We start from the raw sequence: 26,394 nt of genomic DNA on the forward strand, positions 1-26,394 counted from the left end.
CTAAGTTGTTTGCCCTGCGATTGCAGGAGTGTGTTTAAAATTTAAATTCAAATGAAAGTCCGCCACCGCTTGATCGTGATCATCAAAGATTTTGATTTCGGCTTCCGCCTTGGCTTCCCGATGAGCACGCAATGATGATAAAACCATTTCACGTGTTGTTTCGGAAAGTTCTAAGCGCACCCGCGCCTCTTCGGTTTGGGTTTTATAAAAAGAACTTTCGATGCGTGAAATACTCACTTCAAAATCGCCCATTGGGGCATGACGGCTCCATAAAAGTTTTGCCGCTTCAATCGCCGCCGTGGTCAACGCCCCTTCGTGCATACCGTTGGATTCATTCAAATTACGCGTCCGGGCCGGAATCACCATTTCGACTTGGGTGTCGGAAAGTCTGGAAACTCTTAAACCCATTCCCGCTGAAAAGGGACGGACGATATCCAGTGCGTAACTCAAAGCAGCATGAGAAACTTTCGGGGACACCTCTTCAAGCAAAGCGGCCAAGTCAGCCGCACTTAAACGGATGCCTCGATCTTCCAACTGAGTCTTCAAACCTTCTTTCGCGGTCTGAAGTTGCTGACGCAAGGATTGTTCAAGCTCAATACCCTTGGACATTAAAGTTGTCAGCCATTGTTGGTTCATGAGATATCCTCCCACAGGATCTGTAACGGTTGAAAAATACTGAATATCATGCTGGTATGGATGATGTCAGTTTTATCACACTGAGTAAATAGAGAGAGGACTCTACCGATGAAGAAAATTATCAGCCTCGTGGTTTTTATCGTGGCTCTTGCTTGGACTTGGAACATCATTCACACGTCAGACGCTATCGGCTTTGAGACGCACTCCGGCATCCAAGAAAAATTGGCTGAACTTATCCAGAACACTCTCGCGACAAAAAAACCAAACGCTAAAGAGCTTAGCATTACCCGTCTTTGGACAGAGTCTTTGGGCGAAAACAAAGTTCGCGCGGTTTTCTCTTACAAATTCATCGAACCATCCTCTGACGGCGGCGAGCTTGAGCAGGTGATCGAAGGCGAAGCGGTCTTACACCGTGAACCATCCGAAACAGCGGAAGTCGACAAATGGACTTTGCAATCTGTAAAAACAACGAACGACATGGTTGTCTTCACGGAAGGATCAACGATCACCCCGGGTGACGAACCCATGAGCCCAGAGGGAACTCCGGCGCCAGCGGCTTCTCCAACGGCGACTCCAAGTCCTTCTGCTTCTCCGGCTTCTCACTAATATGCCGATTCCCAATCAATTTATCCAAATTGACGAAGAGGGTTTTCCTATAAGCCGCGAAGTGCGGATCACGGACCCTCTGGCGGGACAAGAAATACTGCAAAATTTAAAAGTTCATGAAGGTGGCACTTTTGTTTCCACCTTTGGTGAAGTACCTGTCATCATCGAAGCTTTCGATGAACCTTATGTGGCCTTACAAGTAGATTTCAAAAATGGCGCATGGGAAATCCAATTGCCTTTTGGAGTTCATTATTCGTTTGAATTAGAATCTTTATCGTTGGACGAGTGGGATCGTTTTCACGGGTATGCTTCGAATAAAGTTCCTTTTGTGATGTCCCGCAAAGCTCAAGCGAGTTTCTTTAATATGCTTGAAGGTTTTGATGACGATTCTATTGAATTCCAAGGCAAGACTTACGAAATTCCACCCTATTGGCCGGAAAATAAAAACATCGAAAAAGCCGCGCATTGGACTCGAATCTATAAAGAAGAAGAAAATCCGGGTTGGAATTTAGGGGAACCTGCAGAAGCCCTTAAAGACATGCTTCCACGACTGAAACCCGCGCGTTCACGAGTGCTAGTTTTAGGTTGCGGTGAAGGACACGATGCTGCGTTTTTTGCTCGCTCGGGGCACATCGTTACCGCCGTGGATTTTTCGCCGACCGCAATTGAAAGAGCTAAAAAACTTTATGGCGACCTTCCGGGATTAACCTTTGTTGAGGCCGACGTTTTCAATTTACCAAAAGACTACGACCAGTCCTTCGACATCGTTTTCGAACACACCTGTTATTGCGCGATCAATCCCGCCAAACGCAAAGACTTGGTCAAAGTCTGGAACCGAGTTTTAGTCAAAGGTGGCCACCTCATGGGAGTGTTCTTCGCATTCGAAAGAAGACAAGCCACCCCTTACGGCGGAACAGAGTGGGAATTACGCCAAAGACTCAAAAACTCTTACCAACCGATCTTCTGGGGCCGCTGGCAAAAATCCGTCCCTCGCCGTCAAGGCCGCGAGTTCTTCGTCTATTCTTTAAAAACATAATAACAACCATAACCCCAAACCCCGTGACAAAACCCACCCCCCGAACTAAAAAGGTGCCTGGCTCTTTTTTCGGACCGGGGCGCGTTATGGACGTCGTTCATAATGTTAAAAGTACAAGGATGTCATGCATCTGATGCGCTGTAGCCAGAAAAAAGAGCCAGGCACCTTTTAGGAGATTTTATGCATATTGAGTTTACTCAGGCTGATGAGAGTCATGTGGATGCCTTGGTTGAATTGGTTAACTCTGCTTATCGTGGTGAGAGCTCTAAAGCCGGGTGGACCACGGAAGAACACCTTTTAGATGGTCAGCGCATTGATGCGGCTGGGATTCTTGAAATTCTTCATAAAGAAGATTCCGTTATTTTGATCGCCGAAGACGACGACACCGGTGATTTGCTTGGCTGCGTTCACCTCGAAAAACACGACTCGAAATGTTACCTGGGGATGTTGACCGTGAATCCTGAGCTGCAAAGCAAAGGGATCGGGAAACTGCTTCTCTCTGAGTCCGAAGCCTTTGCCGAGTTCTGGGACTGCGGCAAGATCTATATGACCGTGATTTCCGTGCGCACTGAGCTTATCGCTTGGTATGCAAAACACGGATACAAAAACACCCAAGAGAAAAAACCTTTTCCTTACGGCGATGAACGCTTCGGAATGCCAAAGGTGCAAAATCTTGAATTCACCGTTTTAGAGAAAAAGCTGTCCTAAGGCAGGCTTTGGGTCGGTTTTGGAGCCAAACTTTTTGCCATGAAACACACGCAAAAATTTTAATTCTGTAAGAAACGCGGATCCAGTGTTGCAACACACAGTGATTCGCCAAGTCTTAACAAAACCCTGACTGGCGCACGCACAGCGGCTTCTGGGACGATCGAAGTTCTCGCCTAAAGAAGTTATCCACACGTTATTCATTTTACGAATAACATCTTCCAATCTATGTATTAAAAAAAACCCGGATCTAAGAGCATATTCACTTCACTGGAGGTCAACGTGTTTTCAAAATTAATCCGCGCATCAGTTGTAGTTTTCACGATGACATCATCTATGGCCATCGCTGACCAAATGGGACCCGACGGCGATAAGTTTTACGAAGAGGCTGCTCATTTCGAAAATGCCTGCGCTAAACAGCCCTGCCAAGGCGAGTACTCTAAAAAAGTCGTTTACGATCAAGATCGTCGTATCAATGACATCACAACTAAAGAAAGAACCACTCTAAAATCCGTAGCCGTCGATCAAGCGCAAGTTTGGGGCGATACCATTTTAGAGGGCGATTACTACGCCACGGGCCGAACTCGCCTTGATCGAGTGACCGCTTTTTATAAATCGGAAGTTCTTGTTGGATACAAAATCCAGTACTCAGAAAAAGCTTGGTACACCGGCGATTGCCAATTTAACGGCAAAAGAGATTCTTTAAAAGACTGCCAAGAAGGTCGTATCGTTGAGGGAAGCTATGTTTCTCCAGACAGCATGACCTATTTCAGTGACGAAGAACGTTACGCCGAGTTCAACTCGAGTTCTCTTTAGGACAAAACTAGTCTATGATGATCGCCACTATGGCGATCGTAATTAAAACAGACAAGCTGACCCGCGTTTACAAAACCTACCAAAAGCCCGAGGGATTCATGAATTCCATCAAAGGCTTTTGGAATCGCAAGTACGTCTCAAAGATCGCTTTAGATCAAACCACCCTAGAAATTGAATCTGGGCAAATCGTGGGCCTGGTCGGCGCTAACGGCGCAGGTAAAACCACTCTTTTAAAAATGCTTTCTGGCCTAGTAACCCCCACCGGTGGCGACGCCAACGTGCTGGGATATCGTCCCTGGGAAAGAAAAAATGAATTCCTAAGACAGATCAGCATTCTGTTAGGACAAAAAAATCAACTGTGGTGGGATATCTCTCCGGCGGATTCTTATGCCTTGCTCGCACGCATTTACGATTTAGACCCTGAATACGCTAAAAAACGCGTGGCCCACTTAGCAGAGATGCTTCGCTGCACGCACGTACTGCACACGCAATTACGCCGGTTAAGCTTGGGCGAAAGAATGAAGATGGAAATCATCGGCGCTCTTTTGCACGAACCCAAAGTGTTGTTCCTGGATGAGCCCACCATCGGACTTGATATCGTTGCGCAACAAACCATTCGCGAATTCTTAGATGAATACGTCAAGGAAAAAGGGCCGACCGTGATTTTAACAAGTCACTATATGGACGATATTGCCAAGCTTGCCGATAAGTTACTTCTTATCAGCAAGGGGCATATCGTTTACCAAGGAACTGTTCCGGATTTCGTTGCGAAAGCCCAGTCCGAGAATTTGGAAAGTGAGGAAGTCGACTTTGAAGGAGTCATCCGCCGCTTCCTTGAGGACGAATCAAGATAACTGCTTTTTCCAGTACGCCGTGGCCTTGATCCAGGAGAGGTTGCCGCCTTTTATATTTTCTAAAATTTCTTTAATTTCTTTGACCATCTGGGATTCGCCGGAAACCCAAGCAAAATAATCCCCATAAGGAAATTTTGACTTTATTACCATATCACGAAGCATGTTCGTGGAACCTGCCGCCTGACCATTGCGGTGAAGCCAGATCACTTCCATATCCGCCGAAGAAACGATCTCGCGCTCTTCGTCTTTTGAAGCGACCTCAATCATCACCAAGGCCTTCGCTCCCACAGGCAACTCTGTAAGACGGCGCATGAACGAGGGGATCGCCACCTCATCACCCACCATCAAATACCAATCAAAATCATAAGGAACAATCATAGAGCCCCGCGGTCCACCGACACCTATTACGCTCCCCACTTGCGCATTTTTTGCCCACGTCGTCCCAGGGCCCTCTTCATGAAGAACGAACTCAAGATCTAATTCATTCGCCACGGGATCAAAACGCAAAGGAGTGTAATCACGCATGATCGCCCCTTGAGGAATCACCGGTCCATCGGGACCTACCGAGGGCACCACCGGCTTATCCTCACCGGGCGCCGGAAAGAAAACCTTCACATGGTCATCCGCCGAAGCACTGACGAAACCTTCAAGGTCTTCACCCGTTAAAGTGATCCGTTGCATGCGCGGGGAAACTTGAGTTATTTTTTTAACCGACAACATCCGAAATTTAAGCGGGTGCATGACTCTTTGAATTTCACGTGTGGATTTTTCTATCATAAGCCACCTTTACGAATTCAATTTTTAATCCTCATTCGTAAAAGAAGCAAATTTTTGAGATCTTATTCTCAAAGCGCTTTTAAAACCCTCTCAAAATATTTTCATCAACGAATAAGAGGGACTCTTAAAGCTTATTAGCGTTTTTCTAAGTCATCTTTAGCGCGGACCAATGAGGAAGCCAAATTATTCAGAGCCCGAACCACATCGGGGCTCAACTCCATTCCCATCAACTTCACCTTGCCGGCAGCACCCGCAAAGAAGTTTTCAGTTTTGCTAGAGTCTTTCCAATCTTGCTCAAATTCTTTTTCAAAAGTTCCGATCGCCGCCACATCAAAGATCTGCGCACCAAACTCGCGAAAGCTTCCTTGTAAAGTATCCGGATTCAGATTTGACGACCCACCTAAAAGAACTTTGCCATCGACCGAGGTGATCTTACGATGATTTTCCTGATGGTATTCTTGCTTTCGGCCATTCGGAAAATGTGCTTCAATACCCAATGTTTTACGTGCTTTGATTTCTACACCGTGTTTAAGCATTTGCTCCATAAATAAGGTATTTGGCAATCCACCCAATTTAAAATTTCCGTTATGATCGGCCAAAATCCAAACTTTTAAATCGGGCTTTTGCGCTTTTCTTTTCATCAGCGCATCATTGATATATTTATCATAAATAAAGAGCTGCTCCATATAGATATGGCTTTGAGCATTCATGATCATATCCACCAAGATATTACGCGCATCTTTGATTTTTCCGTCAACATTGGCTTCGGCTAAACGCACCACTTGATCGCCCGCCGCCGGGAAACTTGTGCGCTTTAATTTAAACCATGAAAGAATTTGCGCGCGCTGCTTAAGATATTTTTCGTTCGAATAGCCTTTATTTTTATAATAGAACCATTTTCTTTCATTCGCATCCAAGGTCAGGGCCGCATCGACATCATCATAATATGACGCCTGCACCATGGCTGCCGCCGGGCCTTTAACATAAATGGCATTATCAAAATAATAACCACCACTATGATCCGTCCAATTTTTGGAGCCAAAATAAGCTTGGGGAGCATTTGATTCCGCGTCGACCACGATCACTTTGCTGTGATCAATTTTAGATTCGTAATAAGTTCCCCGCTTTTCTAAAGCGGGAAACGTCTTTTCGTTTTTTGGCACAAGATTTGTGATACCAAAAGGAATTCCCGGAGGATGTCTTTGAATATTGGCCTGCAATAAATAGACAGATCCTTTCAACGCACTTTCGGTTTCAATACGTTTTTTGATGTAATCAAAAACCGGCATCATCTCTTCTTGCATGTTGTAATTGGTGGCAAAGTCGTGCAAGAGCAAAACTTTGAACTGCGGGTTGTTCTTTTTCTTTTCGATTGTTTGATCCAAAAGGAACTTGCTTAAAGTGCCTCCCATCGTTCCGCCAAAAAGAAAGATGTCGATAAAGACGGACTCTTTAGCTGAAATAATCATGTCGCGAATCTTGGCAAACATCGGATCTTTAAAAGAGGGATGTCCTTCATCTTCCGCACTCAAAGGCATCTTCATATAAGGTTTAGTGAAATCTAATGAGCCCCCGGCAAAAATAACGCGCTCATTAAACCACTGGATTCTGTCCGGTGAAGTTTCATTGTGACTGATCAGTTCAACCACATTTCCGGGAATAAATCCGCCGGCCACCAAAGAATACTCTTCGAGATCGGGGAATTGTTTTTTCAGATCCGTCACTAATTCAGCACTTTGCAAAGTAAGATTTTTCTTACCCGCCCAAGAATTCATCAACTGCCGAGCCGCTTCTTGAGAAGACTTAGAAGTTTTCAGCGGATGATCGGCATAATCGCGCAGAATCTGCAAACGCGTTTGCAACCAGAACTGTAAAACCTTCGCTTCATTGGTTGGATTTTTTTTCACAAACTTCCAATAAACCAAAGGGATCAGAATTTTTTCCGGCACCTTAGATTCATTGTCTCTGACGAACTTGCGCACTTTAGACTGCTCTGCCGCCGGCAAGGTTTTAACCGCTTCCAAAAGACTTTCCGCTCGACGGCTGGATTCTGCCCCAAACATCAGCTGATAGTTCTTTTTATAAAAATCCATTGCCGCCAGTCGTTCTTTTAAAGACACTTCCTGAGCAAAAGCCGATGTCGACACTAAAAGCAGAGAAACAAAAATCTTTTTCATAGAAGATCTCCGGGAACGACTTCAGACAGTTTCAAAAACTTCTTCATTTGCGGTTCACATTTTTTTAAAAAATCATAGCGGGCGCGCGAAAGCGATGAGCTGGTATCACCCTTGATATCAATCGGCCCCATTTCGGACCCCGCAATGTCGATTTCTTTGTTCGCCACATTATAAGTGATTTTCTTAATATAAAAACTGCCAACGCTAGAATTGGACTTATCCTGAACTGAATAATTTGTAGTGCGGATCGTTTTTCCAATGCCTTTATCGCCAAAAGCGGAAAGTTCGCGTCGCCCCTCGCCACTGGCCACGATATACCCCGGCGAGATCTCCACGGTTTCTTCCACCGGAATGAGATTTTTTAAATTAAAATTCTTATAAAGATCCACGGTGTAAAACTGCGGCACTCCGTCGCCTCGCGCTTGGGCGGTCACGGTGAATTTATCGCAAGCAAAACTTCCAAATTTTTGATTCACGCGATAATAACGGCGATAGCGCACAAACCCTTTTACGGCATTTTGTGAAGGGCGCCCAAAACCCGGTGTCGCATCTAAGATTTCCGCATAAAGACTGACCACCCCACCTATAAAATCAGCATTCTTACCTTTCACCTCCACTAAGGAGGAGTTCTTATATAGAGAGTCTAGATAAGTTGCGGTTTCAAGCTCTGTCCATTTCGAGGAAATTCCGCCAACTTGATCTAAACGAACCAACTGATTGCTGTTCAATTCGTCGGCGAAAGAATCCTTCGAGTTCTTTTCGGGAAGTACGGTCAGATCCAACTGCAAACCGGTGTTTGTAATTTTATAAAGACGCAAAGTTTTGACAAAATTATCGATCATCGCGCCTTTGATATTTCCCAAAGCGGCGCTCACCAGAGATTGATCTGTATTTTCAGTCAAAGTTTTTTCTAAAGCTTCGCCCATGGCCTTTTTTGCAGTCTCTGAAAGATACTTGCGATCACCATTAGTATAAAAATCGACATAAAGTTTATGACGAAACTTTCCCGTCGGAGAATCTGAGCCGAATATTTCATTCACCGCCGCCGCCCCATCTTCGGTGAACGGAGAAGTGGCGCCAGCCGGAGTCCGCACTTCTTTATGAGTACACGAAAGAAGTGTGGCACTTGCTAAAACTGAAAATATATATTTCTTCATGGCCGTCCTAAAGATTTTGAAACTTTGCAAATTCAGCGTAAGCCGCATCATCCGCCTTTAATAAAAGCGTCAAAGAGTGTGGCAGGTCTTTATAGATACGTTTTCCATCGTAATACATCATGACCGGCTCAAAGATACGGTTTGATCCCACAGCCATTTGGGCCACGTTATCGGGACTGATCGTATAACGGCGGACGGTTTCTGATAACGGCCACTTGATATCGCTAAAAACGACGTAAGCGATTTCCGAACATACAATGCGTTCATGCGTATGAACGTCAAAATTGAAATCATATTCTTTTCCCACTTGCGCCGCAGCTTGCATGATGGCGTGACGACGATAGGCATCTGTCACCTCCGGACGCGTGTCCCTTAAAACCAAGAAGTCATCAATATTTAAAAAATGCTCTAAGGTATTTATCTGCACCCCGGGTCTTAAGGCCTCAACAATACGATGACCAGAGCGAACTTTATCTTGGATGGCTTTAGGCAACTGATCCCAGGCATGAATTTCTTTAAGCTGCTCTTCAGTACCTAACCAAATTGCGACGTGACCATAATGGCCAGGAATCATTTTATCTGTCAGACGGAATGGCGTTTTTTCTAACAACACATCCAAAGGCTTAAGATCGCGAATCAAAGCTTCTTTTTCGGCGGTGTCCATATTGTAAAGGTATCCCTTACGAGTCTCTACCAGACCTACCAAGTTGCCGAATCCCATACTCACCCCATACGTAACCACACGCGCGCCGCGCTTGCCACGTAAAGTCAGTCGGTTCCAAAGGTTGGCGATTGTGTCGTAAGCGCCGGAATTATTTTTTCCGTTACGAACGGCCAAATACCAAAGACTTGATTGAGTCATTTCGTAAAGACGGCTTTCTTCATCGCTCGTATTGATACCTTGAGAGCGGCGCCATGCCATCACCTGATCGACAAAACGAATCGCCGCCGTCAACTGATCACGATAAGCGGGGTATGAATAGGAATCCGCAATTTCTTGCAAAGCACGGTATTGATCAGTGTCATAGTTTAAAACATAGCGAAGGGAGGCGTTTTCATTATAAGGCTGAATCGCAACCAGGTAATTATCCATTAAAAGCAAAGCCGCCGTCAGCCCCATTTGCATTTTGAAGAGACGTTTGGCTCCTTCGGCATCTGTCGGATCAATATAGTTTGCCGTGTAGGTGTAATAAGTCATCGCCGCCTTATCACCTTTGAATTCCGTTTTTGTTTCCGTTCCTTTGTAAGGATTTAAGACAGCCTGATTATTAAGTTCAAAACTTTTAGCTTCACGAATCGCGTACTCTAAAAGTTTTTTGCGGATTTCTAAATAGCGAGCGCCTACCTTACGAACGTATTCGCCTTCATCCCGAGTTAAAGAAACACTCTGTGGTCCATCTAATTTTTTTGCTTGGGCGAATTTAAGGGCCTCAGCACGAAAACTCAAGGCTTCCGAAATGAGATATTGAAACTGCTGATATTCGGGATCGACATATTTGACGGAGGCCGGGGTCCGCTGTGAAAATTTGAAGGTCGAACAAGCCCCAAGAAAAACACAAAGCACGCCCAATACAACGATGCTAAAACGCATAGATTTCCCCCACAAACCTCAGTTTATGAAATGCAAGGAGGGGATGCGATGGATTTATCCCAATCTAGACTGGACTGGAAAAATCAATAAAGGAGGCGGGAAACACGGTTTTGCTGTAAGCCGGATTCTGTCCAAATTACCAGGTCCCATAATTGTCCCGATAACCTTAGATGATCATTCCTCTGGGAGTGGCATTACTGACACCCTCAAGCGATCTTACCCGGTGACTACGGGCTGGCCGCCCTACTAGTGTCACCCTATTTGATCTTGCTCCGCGCAGAGTTTGGCTGTTTTCACTCCAGCGACTCCTCTAGGGGCTCCCGTTCCCGCCCCCAGGATCAAAGTCCTGGACATTCTCTCTGTTCCACTGTTCCTAACATTACTGTCGAAGGGCGTTACCCTTTGCGCTGCCATATGGAGTCCGGACTTTCCTCCCAAATATCAAGTATTTAGAAAATTATGAGGGCGATCATCCGCAAAACCGAAGGGCTTTTCTAACACCGTCCAGCATTTCACGCAAGAAGGTTTTCAATAAGCCCTTTTTATTTTAATTTCAAAGCACTGTTTACAAAGGAAATTGAACCATGAAGATCGCTTTATCTCTACTCGCATTCGCTATGACTCTGGCCCTTACATCCCCCTCTGTGGCGGAAGAAGCTGCTCACGGCGGTGGCGGTCACCACGGCAACCTAAGCGAAACAATGAATGCCTTGTTTCCTCAGCCAAAATCAAATCCAGATAAACGTGCGGTTCCGGCTAAACCAGAATTGGCTGGCCCAGCGAACTTCGCAAAAATCACAGGCGATAAAGTGACTTTGCAATGGAAAGCCGTTGAAGGTGCCGAAGAATACCACGTGCAACTAGCAACAGATCCAAACTTCAAATGGCTAGTGGCAAACGAATATCATGTTAAAGCAACTTCCTTTGATGCTGCCGGATTAGAAGCTGGAAAACACTATTACTGGAGAGTCTCAGCTGTAAAACCAAATAACTGGTCTACATTCCGTCGCAGTTATTTTGCCCAGGCCATGTTTGAAACCACAGGACAGGCTCAATAGTTTTAAAAATAAAGGCTAAAACAAAAAGACCGGTGGATCACCGGTCTTTTTTTATTTTACATTCTAGCATTACGTGATTTTTGTTCCGAGCGATTCACTCGCACCGTCATCCCCGCCATACCTCGGCAGCTTTCTGCCGAACGACGACAAGCCTCCGCACAGGTTTTAAAGACTTCATCTTCTTCAAAGCGCTCACACTCGATGGCGCAGGCATCACAAACCTCAAAACAAAGCTCACAGGCTTGCTGATGGAACTCTGAATCCATGCTCATCAATCGTACCGATAAGTTGCATGTTTCTACGCAAGTTTGCAGCAACTGAATGTGCTTTCCGGAATAAGATGTTCCTTGCTCTTCCAAACAATAAGCTAAAGTTTCTAAACACGCTCGCTGCGTGTTCATGCAATTTGCTATACATCGACTCATATCACTGTCTTGCATTTGATGCATAAGTACCTCCCAGATAGTGTCAGTGTGAACCTATTAAGAAAATTTGTGGACCCTTGTTGATAACAAGCATTATTGCAAAACTTTAATTCGAAATGGCGTTTGTAATTTTATTTAAGATCTTCAAACTGATCTAATTTTGGTCATGAGTATTTCTGCGTACGATGCCTTATTAAATTCAGCCGCCATCATAGAATTCGATGTGCAGGGACATATTCTGTGGGCAAACCAGAAATTCTTAAATCTCGTGGCTTACGAGCTTGATGAAATTGTGGGGCGACATCACTCGATGTTCATGCCGGAACATTCACAACAAGAACTTGATTACTTGGAGATGTGGACACTCCTGGGGCAAGGAAAGTCTCAAGCTGGAGAGTTTAAACGCGTAGACAAGAATCAAAACACCCTCTGGATTCAAGGCACTTACACGCCGATCATGTCCCCGGCAGGTGGGGTTTCCAAAATTGTAAAACTTGCTTTAGACATCACCGAAAAGAAAAAACTTTCTGAGAATTTGGAAAAGAAGAATCGCGAGTTGTTAACAACCGCAGCAAAAGCCCGCGCGGCGACCTATGCGAAATCAGTTTTCTTAGCAAATATGAGTCACGAAATCCGCACGCCCTTAAACTCCATTATCGGCATCACGGACACCTTGGCAGAAACGCCGTTAAATAGTCAGCAGGTTTCATTTGTTGAAATTCTTCAGCGCGCCAATCACCAACTGATGACCATCATTAATGACGTACTTGATCTATCAAAAGTCGAAGCCGGAGAGTTTCATTTAAAATCATCGGTCTTTAGCTTGAAAAGATTTTTAGAAGATATTATTTCCGTCTTGCACTTCCGCGCCAAAGAAAAAGGTTTAGATTTGCACGTGCAAGTTGAAACCGATGTCGGCCCTTATCTTTATGGCGATCCCGATCGTCTGCGCCAGGTACTTATTAACCTTTTAAATAATGCAATTAAGTTTACTCATCAAGGCGGCATTTCCTTGCGCGTGACTTTGAATCACACTTCGCGCGCCGGGAACATCCTTTTCTGCATCGCGGATACCGGAATTGGTATTCAGAAAAATAAATTCAAAGATATCTTTTTACCCTTCACGCAAGCAGATCCGACGACCACGCGACGTTACGGCGGAACGGGTCTCGGCCTATCCATTACCAAAAACATCGTGGAGCTTATGGACGGGCAGATCTGGCTTGAAAGTGAACCGGGATCAGGCAGCGTTTTTTATTTCACCGCCACTCTGCCCACGGCCGATGAGCCCGTAAGTGTTTTAGAAAGCCCGTCTTTAAGTCCTCAAGAGCGTTCACAACTAAAAATTCTTATCGTCGATGACGTTGACGACAATCGTAACCTTTTAGGAATTTATCTGCAGCACACCCAACATTTAGTTGAATACGCTGAAAGTGGCGAAGAAGCGTTACGAATGGTGCGGGAAACAGCCTATGACGTCATCTTTATGGATATCCAAATGCCTCGCATGGACGGCCATGAAGCCACCCGCTGCATTCGCCACCTAGAACAAACCGAGGGGCGCGCGCCTTCGCGTATTTATGCCTGTACCGCCAACGCCTTTGCCGAAGATATAGAAAAAAGTCTAGAAGCGGGATGCGATCTCCATCTGTCAAAGCCGGTTCGCAAGGACACCTTGCTAAGAGTCCTGTATTCTTCCCCCTCGGTGAATGAGGCTAGCCCTTAAATTCGCTGTCTCAGTATGAGAATCGACGTAAGACCTCGAAATCCTTGTAAACATTCTGCTTAGATTTCCGATAAATGCGTCGGAGAGTTTTATGCGATTAATTGTTTCAATTATTTTATCCTTGGGAATTGCTTTCTTTTTTGCGCTGACGGCACAGGCCAACAACACGTTGAGTGACAAAAGCCCGGCGAACATCACAATTGATTCTGCATTCCAATCTTATCTAAAGCCGTAGCTCGCGACAAACCCCCATCTTCATGGTGGTGATAGTAGACTTGGACATGGCGTGGATCTTCACTCCAATCATGAATAATCCCCGCGCACATCTTACATGGCTTGTGAGTCGAATACAAAACCGAGCCCTTGGGAATCTTCACTCCACGATCTTTAAAAAGCCGATGCACCAAATTTACTTCGGCATGAAGGGTTTTGTTTAAAGCATTCGAGTTCAATCCATAGCTCAAACAGTCCCCCTCCGGCCCCATCAAAACGGCTGCTATGTCCCGGTGATAATCATGCAAGATCTTCCCTCGAGAAACAGCAGAAGCCATCTCAGAGAGCCTTAATAAAATTTGATCTGCCTGGGTAATTCTAGCAAACATCAACGCGACACTGGCTAAATCTTGCGTATTTTCCGAACTCAGCTTTGTCGTGGGAAACAGAACCTCATCCTTCACGCCAACTTCCTGAAATTGAAGATTGGTTTCCAGGCCATGATCACGTGGGAGGATGCCCTCACTGGCTCTTTTGGCGACCACTCTTAACATTCCTCGGCACATTTCTGATAACGGCAGGGTGGAATAAATCCGATTTCGTAAGATGAAAAAGCTAAGATCGACATGCTGGTCAAAGACGCCTTGAAGCAGTTTGACCACCGCCGAAGAAGGCGCGATGGAGGTCTCCAGAAAGTGAGAATAGTAAAGAACGCCCTGATGCTCTACAAAAGCGAGCGCAAATCCGGGTATTTTTAATAAAAAAGCGATCTGTTCCGCTCTTTTTTGGGTGTTCATAGAGGAATTGATACCATAAGGGATAAAATTTGTCTAAAAGGTCCTTTCTTCAACAAAACGGAATACTTATGATCAAAAACCGATTGGAAAAAAATCTTAAAAAACTTAAACCTTGGGCCACTCGTCATCAGATCGAAGCTTATCGCCTTTACGACCGCGACATTCCAGAGTTTCCATTTATCATTGACGTGTATAAAGACTATTTTTTGGTCCACGATAAAAGCGATTCTTTCCTAGACAAAGAAAAAAATCATCTTCCTTTGGTCTTAACGGCAATCAAAGACATCTTCGCCTGCGCAGATGACAAAATTATTCTAAAAAAGCGTGAACGCCAAGAAGGCTTAAAGCAATACGAAAAGTTAGATCAAAAATCCGACACCTTCATCGTGCGCGAAAGCCAAGCTGTTTTTAAAGTAAATATGTACGACTATTTAGACACCGGACTTTTCCTCGATCATCGCCCCATGCGCCAAAAGGTATTTAAAACGGCCTCAGGCAAAAAGTTTTTAAATCTTTTTTGTTATACGGGTTCAGTGAGTGTTTTTGCGGCCCTCGGTGGTGCGCGCACAACCAGCGTGGATATGTCGCAAACCTATTTATCCTGGGCCCAAGACAACTTTGCATTAAATCAGATCGATCTGGGCGCACACAGCTTTGTTAACGCCAATGTCTTAGAGTGGTTGAAAGATGAGCGTTATAAAAACAAGTTTGATATCATTTTTTTAGATCCCCCGACGTTCTCAAATTCCAAAAAAATGGAGGACAGCTTTGAAGTTGAACGCGATCAAGATTTTCTCGTTGATAGCTGCATGATGATGTTGAACCCGGGTGGAGTTCTTTATTTTTCTAATAACAAAAGAAAGTTTAAACTCTCTGCATCACTTCAAGAGAAATACTCTGTCGTCGATAAAACCGAAGAAAGTATCCCACAAGACTTCCACGACAAAAAAATCCATAACTGTTTCGAAATCCGCGCGAAGATGTCATAGTCTAGTTAAGAGGGACTTTTTACTTGTTTCCTTTCTTAAAAAGCCCTAGAAAAAAGCAAACACTTAAATTGCGGCCGTTTCTATATAATGGTCGACAGGAGGATTGCGAATTGAAAGCACTTGGACGTCATATATTGGTTGAATTTAATAGCTGTAACTCAGAAATCCTAAACGATGTTTCAGCGATTGAAAAAGCGATGGTCGAAGCCGCCCAAACAGCCGGCGCCACAGTTATCAACTCTACCTTTCATCACTTTTCCCCCTGGGGTGTCAGTGGTGTGGTGGTCATCCAAGAAAGTCATCTCGCGATCCATACGTGGCCTGAATATCGTTACGCTTCTGTGGATCTTTTCACTTGCGGCGATTCGGTCGACCCTTGGGTTTCTTTTGAATTTTTAAAAAAAGCCTTCCAAGCCAACTACTCGGCTTTAGAACTTAATCGCGGCTCGTTGTCCGTGATCGAAAAAACGGATTTCAAACCGAACACTATTCGTACCGAACCTTCTTTTGATCTTAAAAAAGGTTATCAAATTGATCGCAATGTTTGGTTCACGGATAAAGACGAAAATCAGGCCTTATCTTTACGTTACACGGGCGATGTTTTATTTGACGAAAAGACACCTTACCAACGTGTTCGCGTTTTAGAGTCCTTTTCTCACGGCAAGTTTTTGGCCATCAATAATATGGTGATGTGTACTGAACGCGACGAAGCTCACTATCACGAAATGATGGTCCATCCGATCATGCAAAGCTTGGGTGATGCTAAAAATATTCTAGTCATCGGGGGCGGCGATGGGGGGACTATTCGCGAAATTTTCCGCTATGATCACGTCAACAAGGTGACCATGGTTGAAATTGATGAAGCGGTCGTGCGCGCTTCTAAAGAACATTTGCCAAAAATCTCTGCCGCATTTTCTCATCCAAAATTGGAACTGATCATTGGCGATGGCATTCAGTTTGTTAAAGACGCTAAGCCTGGCGCTTACGATTTGATTATCGTGGATGGCTCGGACCCGATCGGCCCGGCAAAAGGTCTTTTCACAACAGAATTTTATGAAAATTGCAAAAAGGCCTTAAAAGACGGTGGGGCGGTGATCACGCAAGGTGAATCCCCGATGTTCCATGAAACTACTTTTGTAGAGTTAAATAAATGTCTAAAAGGTATTTTCGGTAAAGACCAGGTCCACACGATGATCTTTCACGCCACGACTTATCCGTCGGGGATGTGGAGCTTACAAATCGGTGTCAAGGGGTCTCGCCATCCCGCCGTGGACTTTGATAAAAACAAGGCTCAGGCTTTTTCAAGTGCTAAAGGACTTCGCTATTACAACGAAGACCTGCATGCGGCAGCATTTGCTCTGCCGACATTTGTAAAGTCGATGCTTGCGGAAAATAAGAATTAATTAAAGCTCAAAGAAAGTTGTCGAAACCAGGTATTGGGTATTTCCGGTACCTGGTGAATAATAGATCCCGATGGAAGGGCGAGAGAACATTTCTTTAGGTCGGAATTGCGACCAGGCCACCCCGGCCCCTGAGTGCATTTGTTCATAAGGGGAAAGTCCCGCATCGCGGAGCCAACCATAAGCAAAAGTCAGCCACTCGCGGTCTTTCATTTGCCATTGAACGTCGACGCCCCATTCGGTCTTAGCTTCCATCGAACGCACGAATGTCAGGCCATTTGTGGAGTCCACATAACCCGTTACGCGGTTTAAAAATGGAGAGATTGTGAAGTCAGATCCCTCAGGATGATAGTTAAAACCAATTTGGGCCGAATTTAAAACTAGGTCCGGGCGTTCCACGATGACCCCGTCATCGTTTTTAACTTCCGAGCGGAAGCGAGTTTGGGTGGCTGATAAGGCGCCATCGATTTCTTCACTTTTATAGAAATTCAATTTACCCGTAAAGTTGCTGCTACCTGGAGCCGTGGTATAAAACATCGGAACTACGCCGACTTCCAAACGAGGAAAAATGCCAACGCTTAAAGAGTTGGCTAAAAGATTCGCGTTGATATTAGCACCCGAGGTCCGCTGAAAACCCACTTGCCATTGCGGCAAAGTGCGCGCTGTTGTACTGACCACCGGATTAAAGATAATCCGCCGAGGGGGAACGGGATCCCAGTCGCTCTGCGCAGCTGCAGAGAAACCCATAGTCATGATCATGAAAAATGATAACCAACGCATGCCCGGGGCATTTACAAGAAAAGTGCCAAGAAGAAGGCAAGTATCCGCAATTTAAAGGCTATTTCAGCCCTTTGCGACCTCACCCACCTTGCAATTCTTACTTGGGTATACAGCCCATTGACACCCCAAGGACCAAAAAAATCTGAACTATTTTTTATTTTTCTTATCCTTAAAAAGTGGAAGATAGCGACCATAACCTTTGGCCTCCATCTCTTCTAAAGGAATGAATTTAAGAGCGGCCGAATTAATGCAATAGCGTTTTCCGCCCTTATCTTTGGGACCATCGTCAAACAAATGCCCTAAGTGAGAATCAGCCCCTTTTGAACGAAGTTCGGTTCGTTCCACAGACAGTTCACGATCGGGGCGTGTGGTCACCGCATTTTCATCAATAGCTTTGGTAAAGCTGGGCCACCCAGTACCAGAATCATATTTGTCTGTAGAGCTAAACAAAGGCTCGCCACTAACAATATCGACATAAATTCCGTCACGCTTATTGTTCCAATAAAGATTATCGAAAGGTTTTTCAGTCGCCGCTTGCTGAGTGCATTGATACTGCATGGGTGTCAGGGTTTTTTTAAGTTCCGCGTCTGAAGGTTTTTTATATTCTTTATTATCTTTAGCAAACGCCGTTCCTGAAAAAATCAGACTTAAAGCCAAAACCGAATTCATCATAAAAGACATAACGACTCCTTAAAAAATTAAAGCCAACGCCGACGAGGATTTTTCTTATCCACCGGCCAAACAGTCCAAGACGTTTTCAAATCACAAGCAATTAAAAAATTCTGCAGAACCAAGGACACGTCCCCTTTTTGCCAAAAATCGTCGGCAAAAGAAGACTTAGCTTTTAAAGCAATATCCGAAACCAAAGAATAAACCATCCCACTCATAGGGGGAATCAAAAAGCCAAAAGTAGAAAGCACCCCCTGCAGCCGAGAAAGTACACCCTTACCGCCCACAGAATGCATCAAAACAAAAACCGAAACCGGTTTCCCCACTAGCCGAGACGACCCCTCAAGCGAAGTAATGTCTTCCAAGAAAGCCTGCAAAGGACTGCCCCAAGAATCCCAATAAGTCCCGGTAACAAAGATAAACCCATCAGCAGCTTCCATCTCTTTACGCAAAGAACCCGAAAAAGAAGTCTGAGCCAAATGCACAACCCGACAAGAGGCCTGACCTTTAAGCGATTTCTCAACCAACTTAACCCAAGCCCCACAATTACCAACCCCACCAGAAGGACTCCCATTAAAAATCAAAACCTTACGCACAAAAAAACCCCCACCAACCAATCATCCCAAAACCCGACAAAAAAACAACGCGAAACAAAAAAAGCACAAAGCCCCCTCCAACGCGCTCTAGTTTTAGCGAACGAAGAAAGACACATCGATCCTAGCAATGATTTATTTTAGAGAGGGGCTGGATTTCCATTTCGCAGGAGGCTTCGCCGGCGCATGGATGCGCGAACCGCCCGAACGGGCGGCGGCGACAGAGGCACGATGCCGACCTCCGGAGAAGTGGGAAGCCAGCCCGTCTCTAAAACAAATCCAGTGTTATGAAAACCGATAAGAACTATCTACGAGAGAAAAAAAGAGGACGCCTTGGAGAAAGGCGTCCTGACGTATGGAGGGATGGGAATAGGACCTTCATCACGAATTTTCACCGTTCATCAAGAGACCTCCTTCTTCTTCATAAAGTGGTGCTCGACGAGGCGGATATTTGATTTCAATGAAATTCAAAACATCTCGCACTCCCGAGAGCTCCCACGCAGAGGCCACGGCCATGGCTTTAAGTCGTGGTCGGAAGACTTCACCTTCCAATTTGACAATACCATCAGCGACATCGACCTCAATATGTTCACCACCAATTTTAATAATTTCGTCTATTTGTTCCTTTAATATTTTTAAAATCTCTTCATCTGAGCGGTAATAATCACCGGGTACCACGATGCGATCTTCAATGCTCCAGACACCTTCGGTTTCAGAAAGAACTTCTAAAGCCGCATTTTTTTTATAAGAAGTGTCCACAAAGCCACTGACGATAATGACACCATTACGGACCACGATATTAAGGTCAGCCGTACTGACACGTTTATCCCATTTGATGCGATCTCGCAAAATCCGCGAAAGCTCGCCATCTGAATGATTTTTCATTTGAAGAGAGTTCATAATATGCTCCTTCACAATCCTTCTATTTCTAGAACGTATTCAACCACTCAAAATCAGTAAGTTGAGCATCGGTTTCTAAAGCGCGGTCGCGGCGGCGATGTTGTTGTTTTAAAGATGACTGTTTACTTAAGATCACCTTTAAAGCCCCCGTACATTTAGCGACACAAGTTCTGAAGTTAGGATCTGATTTCTGCACTTTAAGCGGATTTTTCATCCAGCTTGTTTTGACCAGGATCTCACACATATAGTTCGGTCTGCGTGCATTAGTTCGATGGCGATCCGTTTCCACGCGAACTGTTACATGGGCATCACTATCGTATCTAAGGAAATCGCTTAAGATCTTCTCAACTCTTTCCATCAAATAATTTTCAAGGTTTTCAGTTCTAGTGATGTCTCTGTAGTAGATGTCTGTTTGCATATCTACCTCCTCGTACACACATTATCGCCGGGTTGAACATATCTGATAAATATATAATATCGATGACATACTTAGGATAAAGTTATATATTAAAACAGACCTTAAATTGATTTCATTGGAAGTTCGATAGGTTAGCGACTCAAAGCTAACGACCAGTTCCAAAAAGGAGCTGAAAAACGCATGTCACACGGGGGTCCAGATTTATGTTCAATTACAACCACTTATATTACTTTTATGTAACATCCAAGCTTGGTGGCGTAAGTAACGCCGCTCAATACCTGCATATTAGTCAGCCCTCGCTCAGCTCACAACTTAAAGTGCTAGAATCCACGATAGGACAAAAGCTATTTGAAAAAAAAGGACGTCGACTGCAACTGACTTCGGATGGTGAAACTGCTTTTGCGTACGCAAAAAAGATGTTTGATGTCGCCAACGAATTTGCTGAGTCCATCAAATCACCCACTGACAAACAAAGCCAACGCATCCGCATTGGTGTCACTGATCAAGTCGAGCGTCCTTTCATCGCGGATCTTTTAAGTCCCTTGATTCGCGATCAAAAAAAGGGGATCGAAAAAACTTTCTTCGTTAGCTCGGCGCCGTCTGAAATATTAGTCAACCAACTGCGCAGCGAAGAGATCGACCTTGTATTGACCAACAAACCCATTTACGCCGACGACGTGGAAGAACTTGCCTCCGCCAGCCTGCCCGTGAACCTGTTGGTTTCTTCTAAGAACCTAAAAGAATTTAAAATCCGTCTTTCACGAAACACCTCGGCGGCAGAATTTATTCGCTTAGCTCCGTGGGGGATGATCATCCCTTCCTATAAAATGAAATTGCGCCACGAAACAGATCTCTTCATGCAAGAAATCAAGTCGCGCAAAAAAGCCGTCTTTGAATCCGACATCATGTCGGTGGTGGGCCGCGCGATCGTGGACGGTGCAGGCATCGGATTTTTGCCGGTCGCTTACGTGTATGATGAAATCCGCGATGGCATCTTAACCACTCTTGGACCAAAAACCGGGTACTGGAAACATAATTTGTATTTGCTAGGAAGAAAAAACGCTGCTCATGACGACACCATTGATGAAGTAAAAAACTCGGTGAAGCGCTTAGAAAAGCTTGTGAAGTAAACTGACATCTGGTCCAGTAAGACATATTTTTTTTGACCTTTACGTTAGGTCAATCTTTTACCTTTTTAAAAAATGAGGTGAAAAATGGCAGAATGGCACACTATTGGACAATTTTCTAAAAAAGCAGATGTCTCTGCTCGCACGCTGCGAGTTTATGAAGAGATGGGGTTAATCCGCTCTCACTCGCGGGGCCAAAACGGGTATCGCTACTTCGAAGAGGGGCAGCTTGAGGTCTTAGAACGTATTAAGTCTTTCAAAGGCTTTGGCTTCACGCTTAAGGAGATTCGCGCGTTACTTATTGCTGATATCGGCATGAACTCCGATAAGCTAGTAAGCTTTCTTAACGGACGAATGGCGTCTCTCAACGAGCTTGAAACCGAAATCAGGGAACAGCGCCAAAGAATTCAGAATGCTCTGAGTATCTTAAAAGGAAAAGACCAGGCTCTTAAAGAGAATGAAAAGCTTGCGATCATGAAGCATTTTGAAGAATCCATTCCCATGATCACGGTTCGCGATTTTATATTATTCCCCGGCTCCTACATGGCTATTTTCGTGGGCCGAGAATTTACAAAAGCCGCAGTCAAGAAATCTCAGGCCGATTACAACGGAAAAATCGTGGTCCTAAGTCAAAAGGCTTTCGAAATGAACGAGAAACCTGCCGTCGGAGAATTTTTTGACGTTGGAACCGTCAGCAAAATTATAGAGGCCAAAGATCTTCCGGACGGCACCATGAAATTGGTCGTCCACGCCGAAGAACGCTGTCATGTTGTGGACGTTTTAGAAAATGAACGCATAAGTTTGGCCAGATATTCTAAGCTTGAGCCTTTTTCTTATATTATTCCCGAAGAATCACGCAGCGAAATTCTTGAACAGATACAAAACCATATGATCGAAGGGAAAAAAAAGATTCGCCTTTTAGCGGATCTTCACAAGGTCAACAACGGCTATTCATTCTTGATGAGAGCCGCGGAAGCTATTTCTGTTTCCAAGCATACAAAAAACTCGACCTATAAAAAGACTTTCACCCCCGGGCTTTTCACGGTGGATGCCTATTCAGATGAAGATACTTCCGCGATTAATATGGATTTGCTAAGAACCCAAGAAATTTTGGCAGAGACCGACGGGTCTCAAAGCGCGCAGAAGCTCTTAGAGCTTCTGCGACAAAACTAATAAGGCTGACGAGCCGTGCTGTTGCCAAGATCCATCGCCATAACAAGCGCGATCTTAGTATAGAGCATCGAATGCTTAAAGTTTGATTCTGGAGAAACAACATCTTTCGCGGAATGGATATTTTTATTGCTTCCGCGGAAGGTGGCTTCAAACGGCATAAGTGCCGGATAGCCTTGACGATTCCAAGAAGCATGGTCGCTGCAACCATAACCGCACTTATCATCGACGATTTTCGCTTTTAGATAAGTGTCGTTCATCGCTTTTAAGTAATCTCTTAACCACGCACTAGTGAAATCATTCATGCTGCCAATAACGAATTCACCAGATCCTGGGAACAAGGTCATATCTAACTGAAGAACCGCAATCACATCCGCGTTGGCTGCTTTATAGCTCTTCGCAATTTCAGCTGAGCCCAAAAGACCGTTTTCTTCAGCCGCGTACCAGAAGATATCAATGGTACGTTGTGGTTGAGGTTGCGCGAGCAATATACGTAAAGCCTCAATCAAGTTCGCCGATCCCGAGGCATTGTCATCCGCACCCGGCGCGGTCTTACCGCCACCCCAGCTTTGGTTAATAGAATCTAAGTGGCCCCCGAGAACAATGATTTCGTTAGGACGATCTTTACCAACCAAACGCACGTGCAAAGTGTTTTGCTTAGTTGATTTGTGCGGGATTTCTTCGATCTGATACGGAATAGATCCCCCCGCCAACATAGCTTCTAAGCGCGTTTTCATTTCCGTCACATGGTAATTGGGCTGAGCACTTGTCGCTGTACGATTTGGGAAGGCCGAAAGCCATTGCACGTAACTGCGCAAGTTTTCTTCACTCACTTCATTAAGGGCCGTTTGAATTTTCGGCTCTGCCATCAACGCCAATGCACGGAAAGGGGCTCTGGAGTAAAGCTCTTCCTTGGCTTTCATATCGGCCATTGACGTAAGCATATGATCAAAACCTAAGCTCATAAGCCCCATGTCCTGACTCAGGTCTTCAAAACCACCGCATTTTCCAACTTTATGGGCACGCTCTTGAAGACGTTGTTGCATAACAGGGGTGATCACCGCATAGCCCACCTCGACATATTCATCCTTGGCTAGGACCGGAATGTTCAAGGCGCGCAGGTCGTTGAGGTCCGCAAGCACGGGTTTTGTGTCAAAAGTCTCTAATGCGTGGACGTGGGCCTGGCCCAAATTCGCATAAGATGCGATGAGTAAAGCAGCCATCATGGCTTTTTTCATATTCAGTCCTTTGAAAAAAAGATAAGTCCACGATTAGCTTAGTAAAATTGTCCGCAAAATGGCAAAGACATTTAGCTTATTTAATGAACATAGTTTAGGATGCGCGCCATGCAAAAAGACCTCTTCCTGGTGACATTGAATTCGTCCTACCCTCATAGCTCCTTCGGGCTGCGTTATCTTATGGCGAACTTAGGGGAATTTCAAAACCGGGCGGAGATTTTAGAGTTCACAATTCAGAAAGATCCCCGCGATATCACCGAAGCCTTATTGCGCCTAAAGCCAAAAATCCTGGGCTTTGGCGTGTACATCTGGAACGCCCAAGAAACTTTAGAAGTCGTTTCTCTGATTAAACGCATCAGTCCCGACACCATCGTGGTCCTGGGGGGCCCCGAAGTCAGTCATGAGAGTGAATCCCAACGCATTTGTCAGATCGCGGATTTCACCATCAAAGGCGAGGCGGATTTCTTATTTTATGAATTCTGCAAAGATTATTTCGTTGAAGGAAAATTGCCTGACAGAAAAATCATCGCCGGGGCTTTGCCCGAGATCACCAAAATCAAAAGTCCTTATAGCCTTTACAGCGACGAAGATATTTTAAATCGCGTGGTCTATGTCGAAGTCTCTCGCGGCTGTCCGTATCGCTGCGAATACTGTTTGTCATCACTGGATAAATCCGTGCGCAGCTTTGACTTAGATCTTTTCTTAAACGACATGCAAATGCTTTTAGATAAGGGCTTACGCCAATTTAAGTTTATCGATCGCACATTTAACTTAAGCCCCACAACGTGCACGCGCATTTTGCAATTCTTCTTAGACCGCATTGATCTGGGATTATTTCTGCACTTTGAAATGGTTCCGGATCGTTTACCCCATGAAATCCGCGAACTGGTTAAAAAGTTTCCTCCCGGAGCTTTGCAATTTGAAATCGGTATTCAAACTTGGAACACCGAGGTCGCTAAACTTGTCAGCCGCCGCAATGATCTGGAAAAAGTAAAAGACAACTTCCGCTTCTTAGCTCAAGAAACTGGCGTGCATACCCATGCCGATCTTATTGCTGGCTTACCAGGAGAGGACTTAGAAAGCTTCGGTAAAGGCTTTGACACCCTTTCCGCACTAAGACCTAACGAAATCCAAGTCGGTATTTTAAAACGCCTTAAAGGCGCCCCCATCGCCAGACATGATAAAGAATGGCAGATGGTTTACTCTGAACACCCGCCGTTTCAAATCTTGCGCACCAAAAATATGGACTTCGAAACTTTGCAAGTGATGAACCGCTTTGCGAAGTACTGGGACCTTTACGCGAACAGCGGATCGTTTAAAAACTTTGTCGAGGCTATCAGAACCAAAGCCAGCCAACGCGAAGATCAGTCTTTCTTTTGGGAATTTTTTGAACTGAATGACTTTTTGTCAAAACGCTATTCCCAGTCTTACGGGATTTCGCAAACAAGTTTGTTTGAAAGTGCTTATATTTATCTCAAAGAACATATGAATTATAGCGACGAGGACGCCAAGGCTTTGATTTTAAAAGATTGGTCGGTCACTGGGAAAACAGATTTTCCAAAATTCTTTAAAGAAATCGTAAAATCTGAAACCCCAACTACTCCCAGATCCGCTATTCCCAAACGCCAGCAACGCCACCTAGCCGGTAAGCAAGAAGTTATAAACTAATAAAATCTTCTTTTCTGCGCAAAGCCCACGTACCCCAGCCACGGGGTACGGCAAAAATGGAAATGAAAATCCTCATTCACAGATCCTTCATAAATTAATTTAAAAAATGATCTTTGCAACAACACCGGACTCACCCCGCGCATTTGCACGGGCTCTAATCCCGCACGACGAAGCTGGCGAGCCAAAACTTGCGGCTTTTTAAATCTTCCAAACTCATGATACCCCGCCGGGGTATTTTTAATAAACCACTCTTGCCCTTTGACCGCGACCAACCACGCCCCCAAGGTGCGATTAAAGTTATTAAAAAGAAAAATCCCCCCGGGTCTTAAAACGCGGGTGGCTTCTTTTAAAGCCTCCGCACAGTCGTCTAAGTGACAAAGAACATCTAAGGCCGTCACCACATCAAAACTTTGATTGGCAAAAGGAAGCTGATCAATTTCGCCCAAACGATACTGAACACTTTGCGTTTTATCGCGCATTTTTGCGATCCCTAAAACCTCGGGATCATGATCAAGACCGGTCACCATATGACCTGTTTTTGCAAGCTCATTGGCAACTCCGCCATAACCACAGCCGAGATCTAAGATATGAGCGCGGTAACCAATGTGGCGGCGAATTTTCTCTAAGGCCCACGGTAACTCCAACCTTTGTTGCGCGCGGATCATGGCGTCCCAACCTGGCAAACTTGCGTCGTCAGCCACATTCAGCGAGATTTCAAGTTCGCTTCTTAATAAGCCCATAGCACCTCAAGAATTTAGATATTCCTGCATTCAAATTACCAAAGGGCTTTGCAAATCCGCGAGCAAGCAAAAGTCCAGTGATAAGAATCAAAAATAGAGCTAGCCCTTGAACTAATTTTGGGTAAGCT

At 44.9% G+C, this 26,394-nt stretch carries 26 protein-coding genes and 1 other RNA gene; 12 read left to right on the plus strand and 15 right to left on the minus strand.

The window, feature by feature from the left end:
• Positions 1-636: a DUF4442 domain-containing protein gene (locus AZI86_RS04800; RefSeq protein WP_061833943.1), complete on the minus strand. Its 636-nt coding sequence runs from the start codon at positions 634-636 to the stop codon at positions 1-3.
• 108 nt (positions 637-744) lie between these two features.
• On the opposite strand from AZI86_RS04800, the gene AZI86_RS04805 reads away from it, so the two are divergent.
• The 5 genes from AZI86_RS04805 to AZI86_RS04825 all read left to right on the plus strand — a co-directional run bounded on the left by AZI86_RS04805 (position 745) and on the right by AZI86_RS04825 (position 4,653).
• Positions 745-1,242: a hypothetical protein gene (locus AZI86_RS04805; protein WP_061833944.1), complete on the plus strand. Its 498-nt coding sequence runs from the start codon at positions 745-747 to the stop codon at positions 1,240-1,242.
• 1 nt (position 1,243) lies between these two features.
• Positions 1,244-2,278, plus strand: a complete 1,035-nt coding sequence (locus tag AZI86_RS04810; RefSeq protein WP_061833945.1) for a class I SAM-dependent methyltransferase — start codon at positions 1,244-1,246, stop codon at positions 2,276-2,278.
• A 180-nt stretch (positions 2,279-2,458) separates the two neighbouring features.
• Entirely contained in the window at positions 2,459-2,986 is a 528-nt protein-coding gene (locus AZI86_RS04815; protein WP_061833946.1) for a GNAT family N-acetyltransferase, read from the plus strand.
• 321 nt (positions 2,987-3,307) lie between these two features.
• A complete protein-coding gene (locus AZI86_RS04820; protein ID WP_061835061.1) occupies positions 3,308-3,799 on the plus strand; it encodes a hypothetical protein in 492 nt (163 codons plus the stop codon).
• Positions 3,800-3,813: 14 nt separating this feature from the next.
• Positions 3,814-4,653 (plus strand): ABC transporter ATP-binding protein, encoded by an 840-nt coding sequence (locus AZI86_RS04825; RefSeq protein WP_253715738.1) that lies wholly within the window; start codon positions 3,814-3,816, stop codon positions 4,651-4,653.
• On the opposite strand, the gene AZI86_RS04830 is transcribed toward AZI86_RS04825, so the two are convergent.
• The 5 genes from AZI86_RS04830 to rnpB all read right to left on the minus strand — a co-directional run bounded on the left by AZI86_RS04830 (position 4,645) and on the right by rnpB (position 10,840).
• On the minus strand, positions 4,645-5,430 hold the full coding sequence (locus AZI86_RS04830) for a siderophore-interacting protein (protein WP_061833947.1): 786 nt from the start codon (positions 5,428-5,430) through the stop codon (positions 4,645-4,647). The two genes, AZI86_RS04825 and AZI86_RS04830, sit on opposite strands and share 9 nt — an antisense overlap.
• Before the next feature lie 134 nt (positions 5,431-5,564).
• Positions 5,565-7,607, minus strand: coding sequence for a phospholipase D-like domain-containing protein (locus tag AZI86_RS04835; RefSeq protein ID WP_061833948.1), 2,043 nt, complete (start codon positions 7,605-7,607; stop codon positions 5,565-5,567).
• Positions 7,604-8,764, minus strand: a complete 1,161-nt coding sequence (locus AZI86_RS04840) for a hypothetical protein (protein ID WP_061833949.1) — start codon at positions 8,762-8,764, stop codon at positions 7,604-7,606. Before AZI86_RS04840 ends, AZI86_RS04835 begins: the two co-directional genes overlap by 4 nt.
• Positions 8,765-8,771: 7 nt before the next feature.
• On the minus strand, positions 8,772-10,355 hold the full coding sequence (locus AZI86_RS04845) for a YiiX/YebB-like N1pC/P60 family cysteine hydrolase (protein WP_061833950.1): 1,584 nt from the start codon (positions 10,353-10,355) through the stop codon (positions 8,772-8,774).
• A 100-nt stretch (positions 10,356-10,455) separates the two neighbouring features.
• An RNA gene (rnpB, locus tag AZI86_RS04850) (RNase P RNA component class A) lies at positions 10,456-10,840 on the minus strand.
• A 99-nt stretch (positions 10,841-10,939) separates the two neighbouring features.
• Between rnpB and AZI86_RS04855 the strand changes: the two genes are divergently transcribed.
• The gene (locus AZI86_RS04855) at positions 10,940-11,413 is read left to right on the plus strand and encodes a fibronectin type III domain-containing protein (RefSeq protein ID WP_061833951.1); all 474 of its coding nucleotides are present in this window, start codon (positions 10,940-10,942) and stop codon (positions 11,411-11,413) included.
• Between the two features lie 56 nt (positions 11,414-11,469).
• Here AZI86_RS04855 and AZI86_RS04860 read toward each other — a convergent pair whose 3' ends face one another.
• Positions 11,470-11,862 (minus strand): four-helix bundle copper-binding protein, encoded by a 393-nt coding sequence (locus AZI86_RS04860; RefSeq protein WP_157684632.1) that lies wholly within the window; start codon positions 11,860-11,862, stop codon positions 11,470-11,472.
• Positions 11,863-12,004: 142 nt separating this feature from the next.
• On the opposite strand from AZI86_RS04860, the gene AZI86_RS04865 reads away from it, so the two are divergent.
• A complete protein-coding gene (locus tag AZI86_RS04865) occupies positions 12,005-13,564 on the plus strand; it encodes a PAS domain-containing hybrid sensor histidine kinase/response regulator (protein ID WP_061833953.1) in 1,560 nt (519 codons plus the stop codon).
• Between the two features lie 194 nt (positions 13,565-13,758).
• Here the strand turns inward: AZI86_RS04865 and AZI86_RS04870 are convergent, their stop codons facing one another.
• The gene (locus tag AZI86_RS04870) at positions 13,759-14,574 is read right to left on the minus strand and encodes a Bd3614 family nucleic acid deaminase (protein ID WP_061833954.1); all 816 of its coding nucleotides are present in this window, start codon (positions 14,572-14,574) and stop codon (positions 13,759-13,761) included.
• 68 nt (positions 14,575-14,642) lie between these two features.
• On the opposite strand from AZI86_RS04870, the gene AZI86_RS04875 reads away from it, so the two are divergent.
• Positions 14,643-15,563 carry a class I SAM-dependent methyltransferase gene (locus AZI86_RS04875; RefSeq protein ID WP_253715740.1) on the plus strand — a complete coding sequence of 307 codons (921 nt, stop codon included), beginning with the start codon at positions 14,643-14,645 and terminating at the stop codon, positions 15,561-15,563.
• A gap of 110 nt (positions 15,564-15,673) precedes the next feature.
• The gene (gene speE, locus AZI86_RS04880; protein ID WP_061833955.1) at positions 15,674-16,966 is read left to right on the plus strand and encodes a polyamine aminopropyltransferase; all 1,293 of its coding nucleotides are present in this window, start codon (positions 15,674-15,676) and stop codon (positions 16,964-16,966) included.
• On the opposite strand, the gene AZI86_RS04885 is transcribed toward speE, so the two are convergent.
• The 5 genes from AZI86_RS04885 to AZI86_RS04905 form a co-directional block, all read right to left on the minus strand.
• Positions 16,967-17,743, minus strand: coding sequence for a hypothetical protein (locus tag AZI86_RS04885; RefSeq protein ID WP_061833956.1), 777 nt, complete (start codon positions 17,741-17,743; stop codon positions 16,967-16,969).
• Between the two features lie 147 nt (positions 17,744-17,890).
• Positions 17,891-18,424 carry a peptide-methionine (R)-S-oxide reductase MsrB gene (gene msrB, locus AZI86_RS04890; protein ID WP_061833957.1) on the minus strand — a complete coding sequence of 178 codons (534 nt, stop codon included), beginning with the start codon at positions 18,422-18,424 and terminating at the stop codon, positions 17,891-17,893.
• 17 nt (positions 18,425-18,441) lie between these two features.
• On the minus strand, positions 18,442-19,008 hold the full coding sequence (locus tag AZI86_RS04895) for a flavodoxin family protein (protein WP_061833958.1): 567 nt from the start codon (positions 19,006-19,008) through the stop codon (positions 18,442-18,444).
• 378 nt (positions 19,009-19,386) lie between these two features.
• Entirely contained in the window at positions 19,387-19,905 is a 519-nt protein-coding gene (locus AZI86_RS04900; RefSeq protein ID WP_061833959.1) for a BON domain-containing protein, read from the minus strand.
• 28 nt (positions 19,906-19,933) lie between these two features.
• Positions 19,934-20,323, minus strand: a complete 390-nt coding sequence (locus AZI86_RS04905; protein ID WP_061833960.1) for an HPF/RaiA family ribosome-associated protein — start codon at positions 20,321-20,323, stop codon at positions 19,934-19,936.
• A 203-nt stretch (positions 20,324-20,526) separates the two neighbouring features.
• Between AZI86_RS04905 and AZI86_RS04910 the strand changes: the two genes are divergently transcribed.
• Both AZI86_RS04910 and AZI86_RS04915 read left to right on the plus strand, forming a co-directional pair.
• The gene (locus tag AZI86_RS04910; RefSeq protein ID WP_061833961.1) at positions 20,527-21,453 is read left to right on the plus strand and encodes a LysR family transcriptional regulator; all 927 of its coding nucleotides are present in this window, start codon (positions 20,527-20,529) and stop codon (positions 21,451-21,453) included.
• Positions 21,454-21,537: 84 nt separating this feature from the next.
• Positions 21,538-22,623, plus strand: coding sequence for an LON peptidase substrate-binding domain-containing protein (locus tag AZI86_RS04915; RefSeq protein ID WP_061833962.1), 1,086 nt, complete (start codon positions 21,538-21,540; stop codon positions 22,621-22,623).
• On the opposite strand, the gene AZI86_RS04920 is transcribed toward AZI86_RS04915, so the two are convergent.
• Positions 22,620-23,858: a M28 family peptidase gene (locus tag AZI86_RS04920; protein WP_253715743.1), complete on the minus strand. Its 1,239-nt coding sequence runs from the start codon at positions 23,856-23,858 to the stop codon at positions 22,620-22,622. The two genes, AZI86_RS04915 and AZI86_RS04920, sit on opposite strands and share 4 nt — an antisense overlap.
• A gap of 108 nt (positions 23,859-23,966) precedes the next feature.
• Here AZI86_RS04920 and AZI86_RS04925 point away from each other — a divergent pair, with 108 nt between their 5' ends.
• Positions 23,967-25,526 (plus strand): B12-binding domain-containing radical SAM protein, encoded by a 1,560-nt coding sequence (locus AZI86_RS04925; protein WP_061835065.1) that lies wholly within the window; start codon positions 23,967-23,969, stop codon positions 25,524-25,526.
• Here AZI86_RS04925 and ubiG read toward each other — a convergent pair.
• A complete protein-coding gene (ubiG, locus tag AZI86_RS04930) occupies positions 25,523-26,266 on the minus strand; it encodes a bifunctional 2-polyprenyl-6-hydroxyphenol methylase/3-demethylubiquinol 3-O-methyltransferase UbiG (RefSeq protein ID WP_061833963.1) in 744 nt (247 codons plus the stop codon). The two genes, AZI86_RS04925 and ubiG, sit on opposite strands and share 4 nt — an antisense overlap.
• Positions 26,267-26,394 lie beyond the last annotated feature (128 nt).

The sequence above is a fragment of the Bdellovibrio bacteriovorus genome, assembly GCF_001592735.1.
Lineage (GTDB): Bacteria > Bdellovibrionota > Bdellovibrionia > Bdellovibrionales > Bdellovibrionaceae > Bdellovibrio > Bdellovibrio bacteriovorus_D.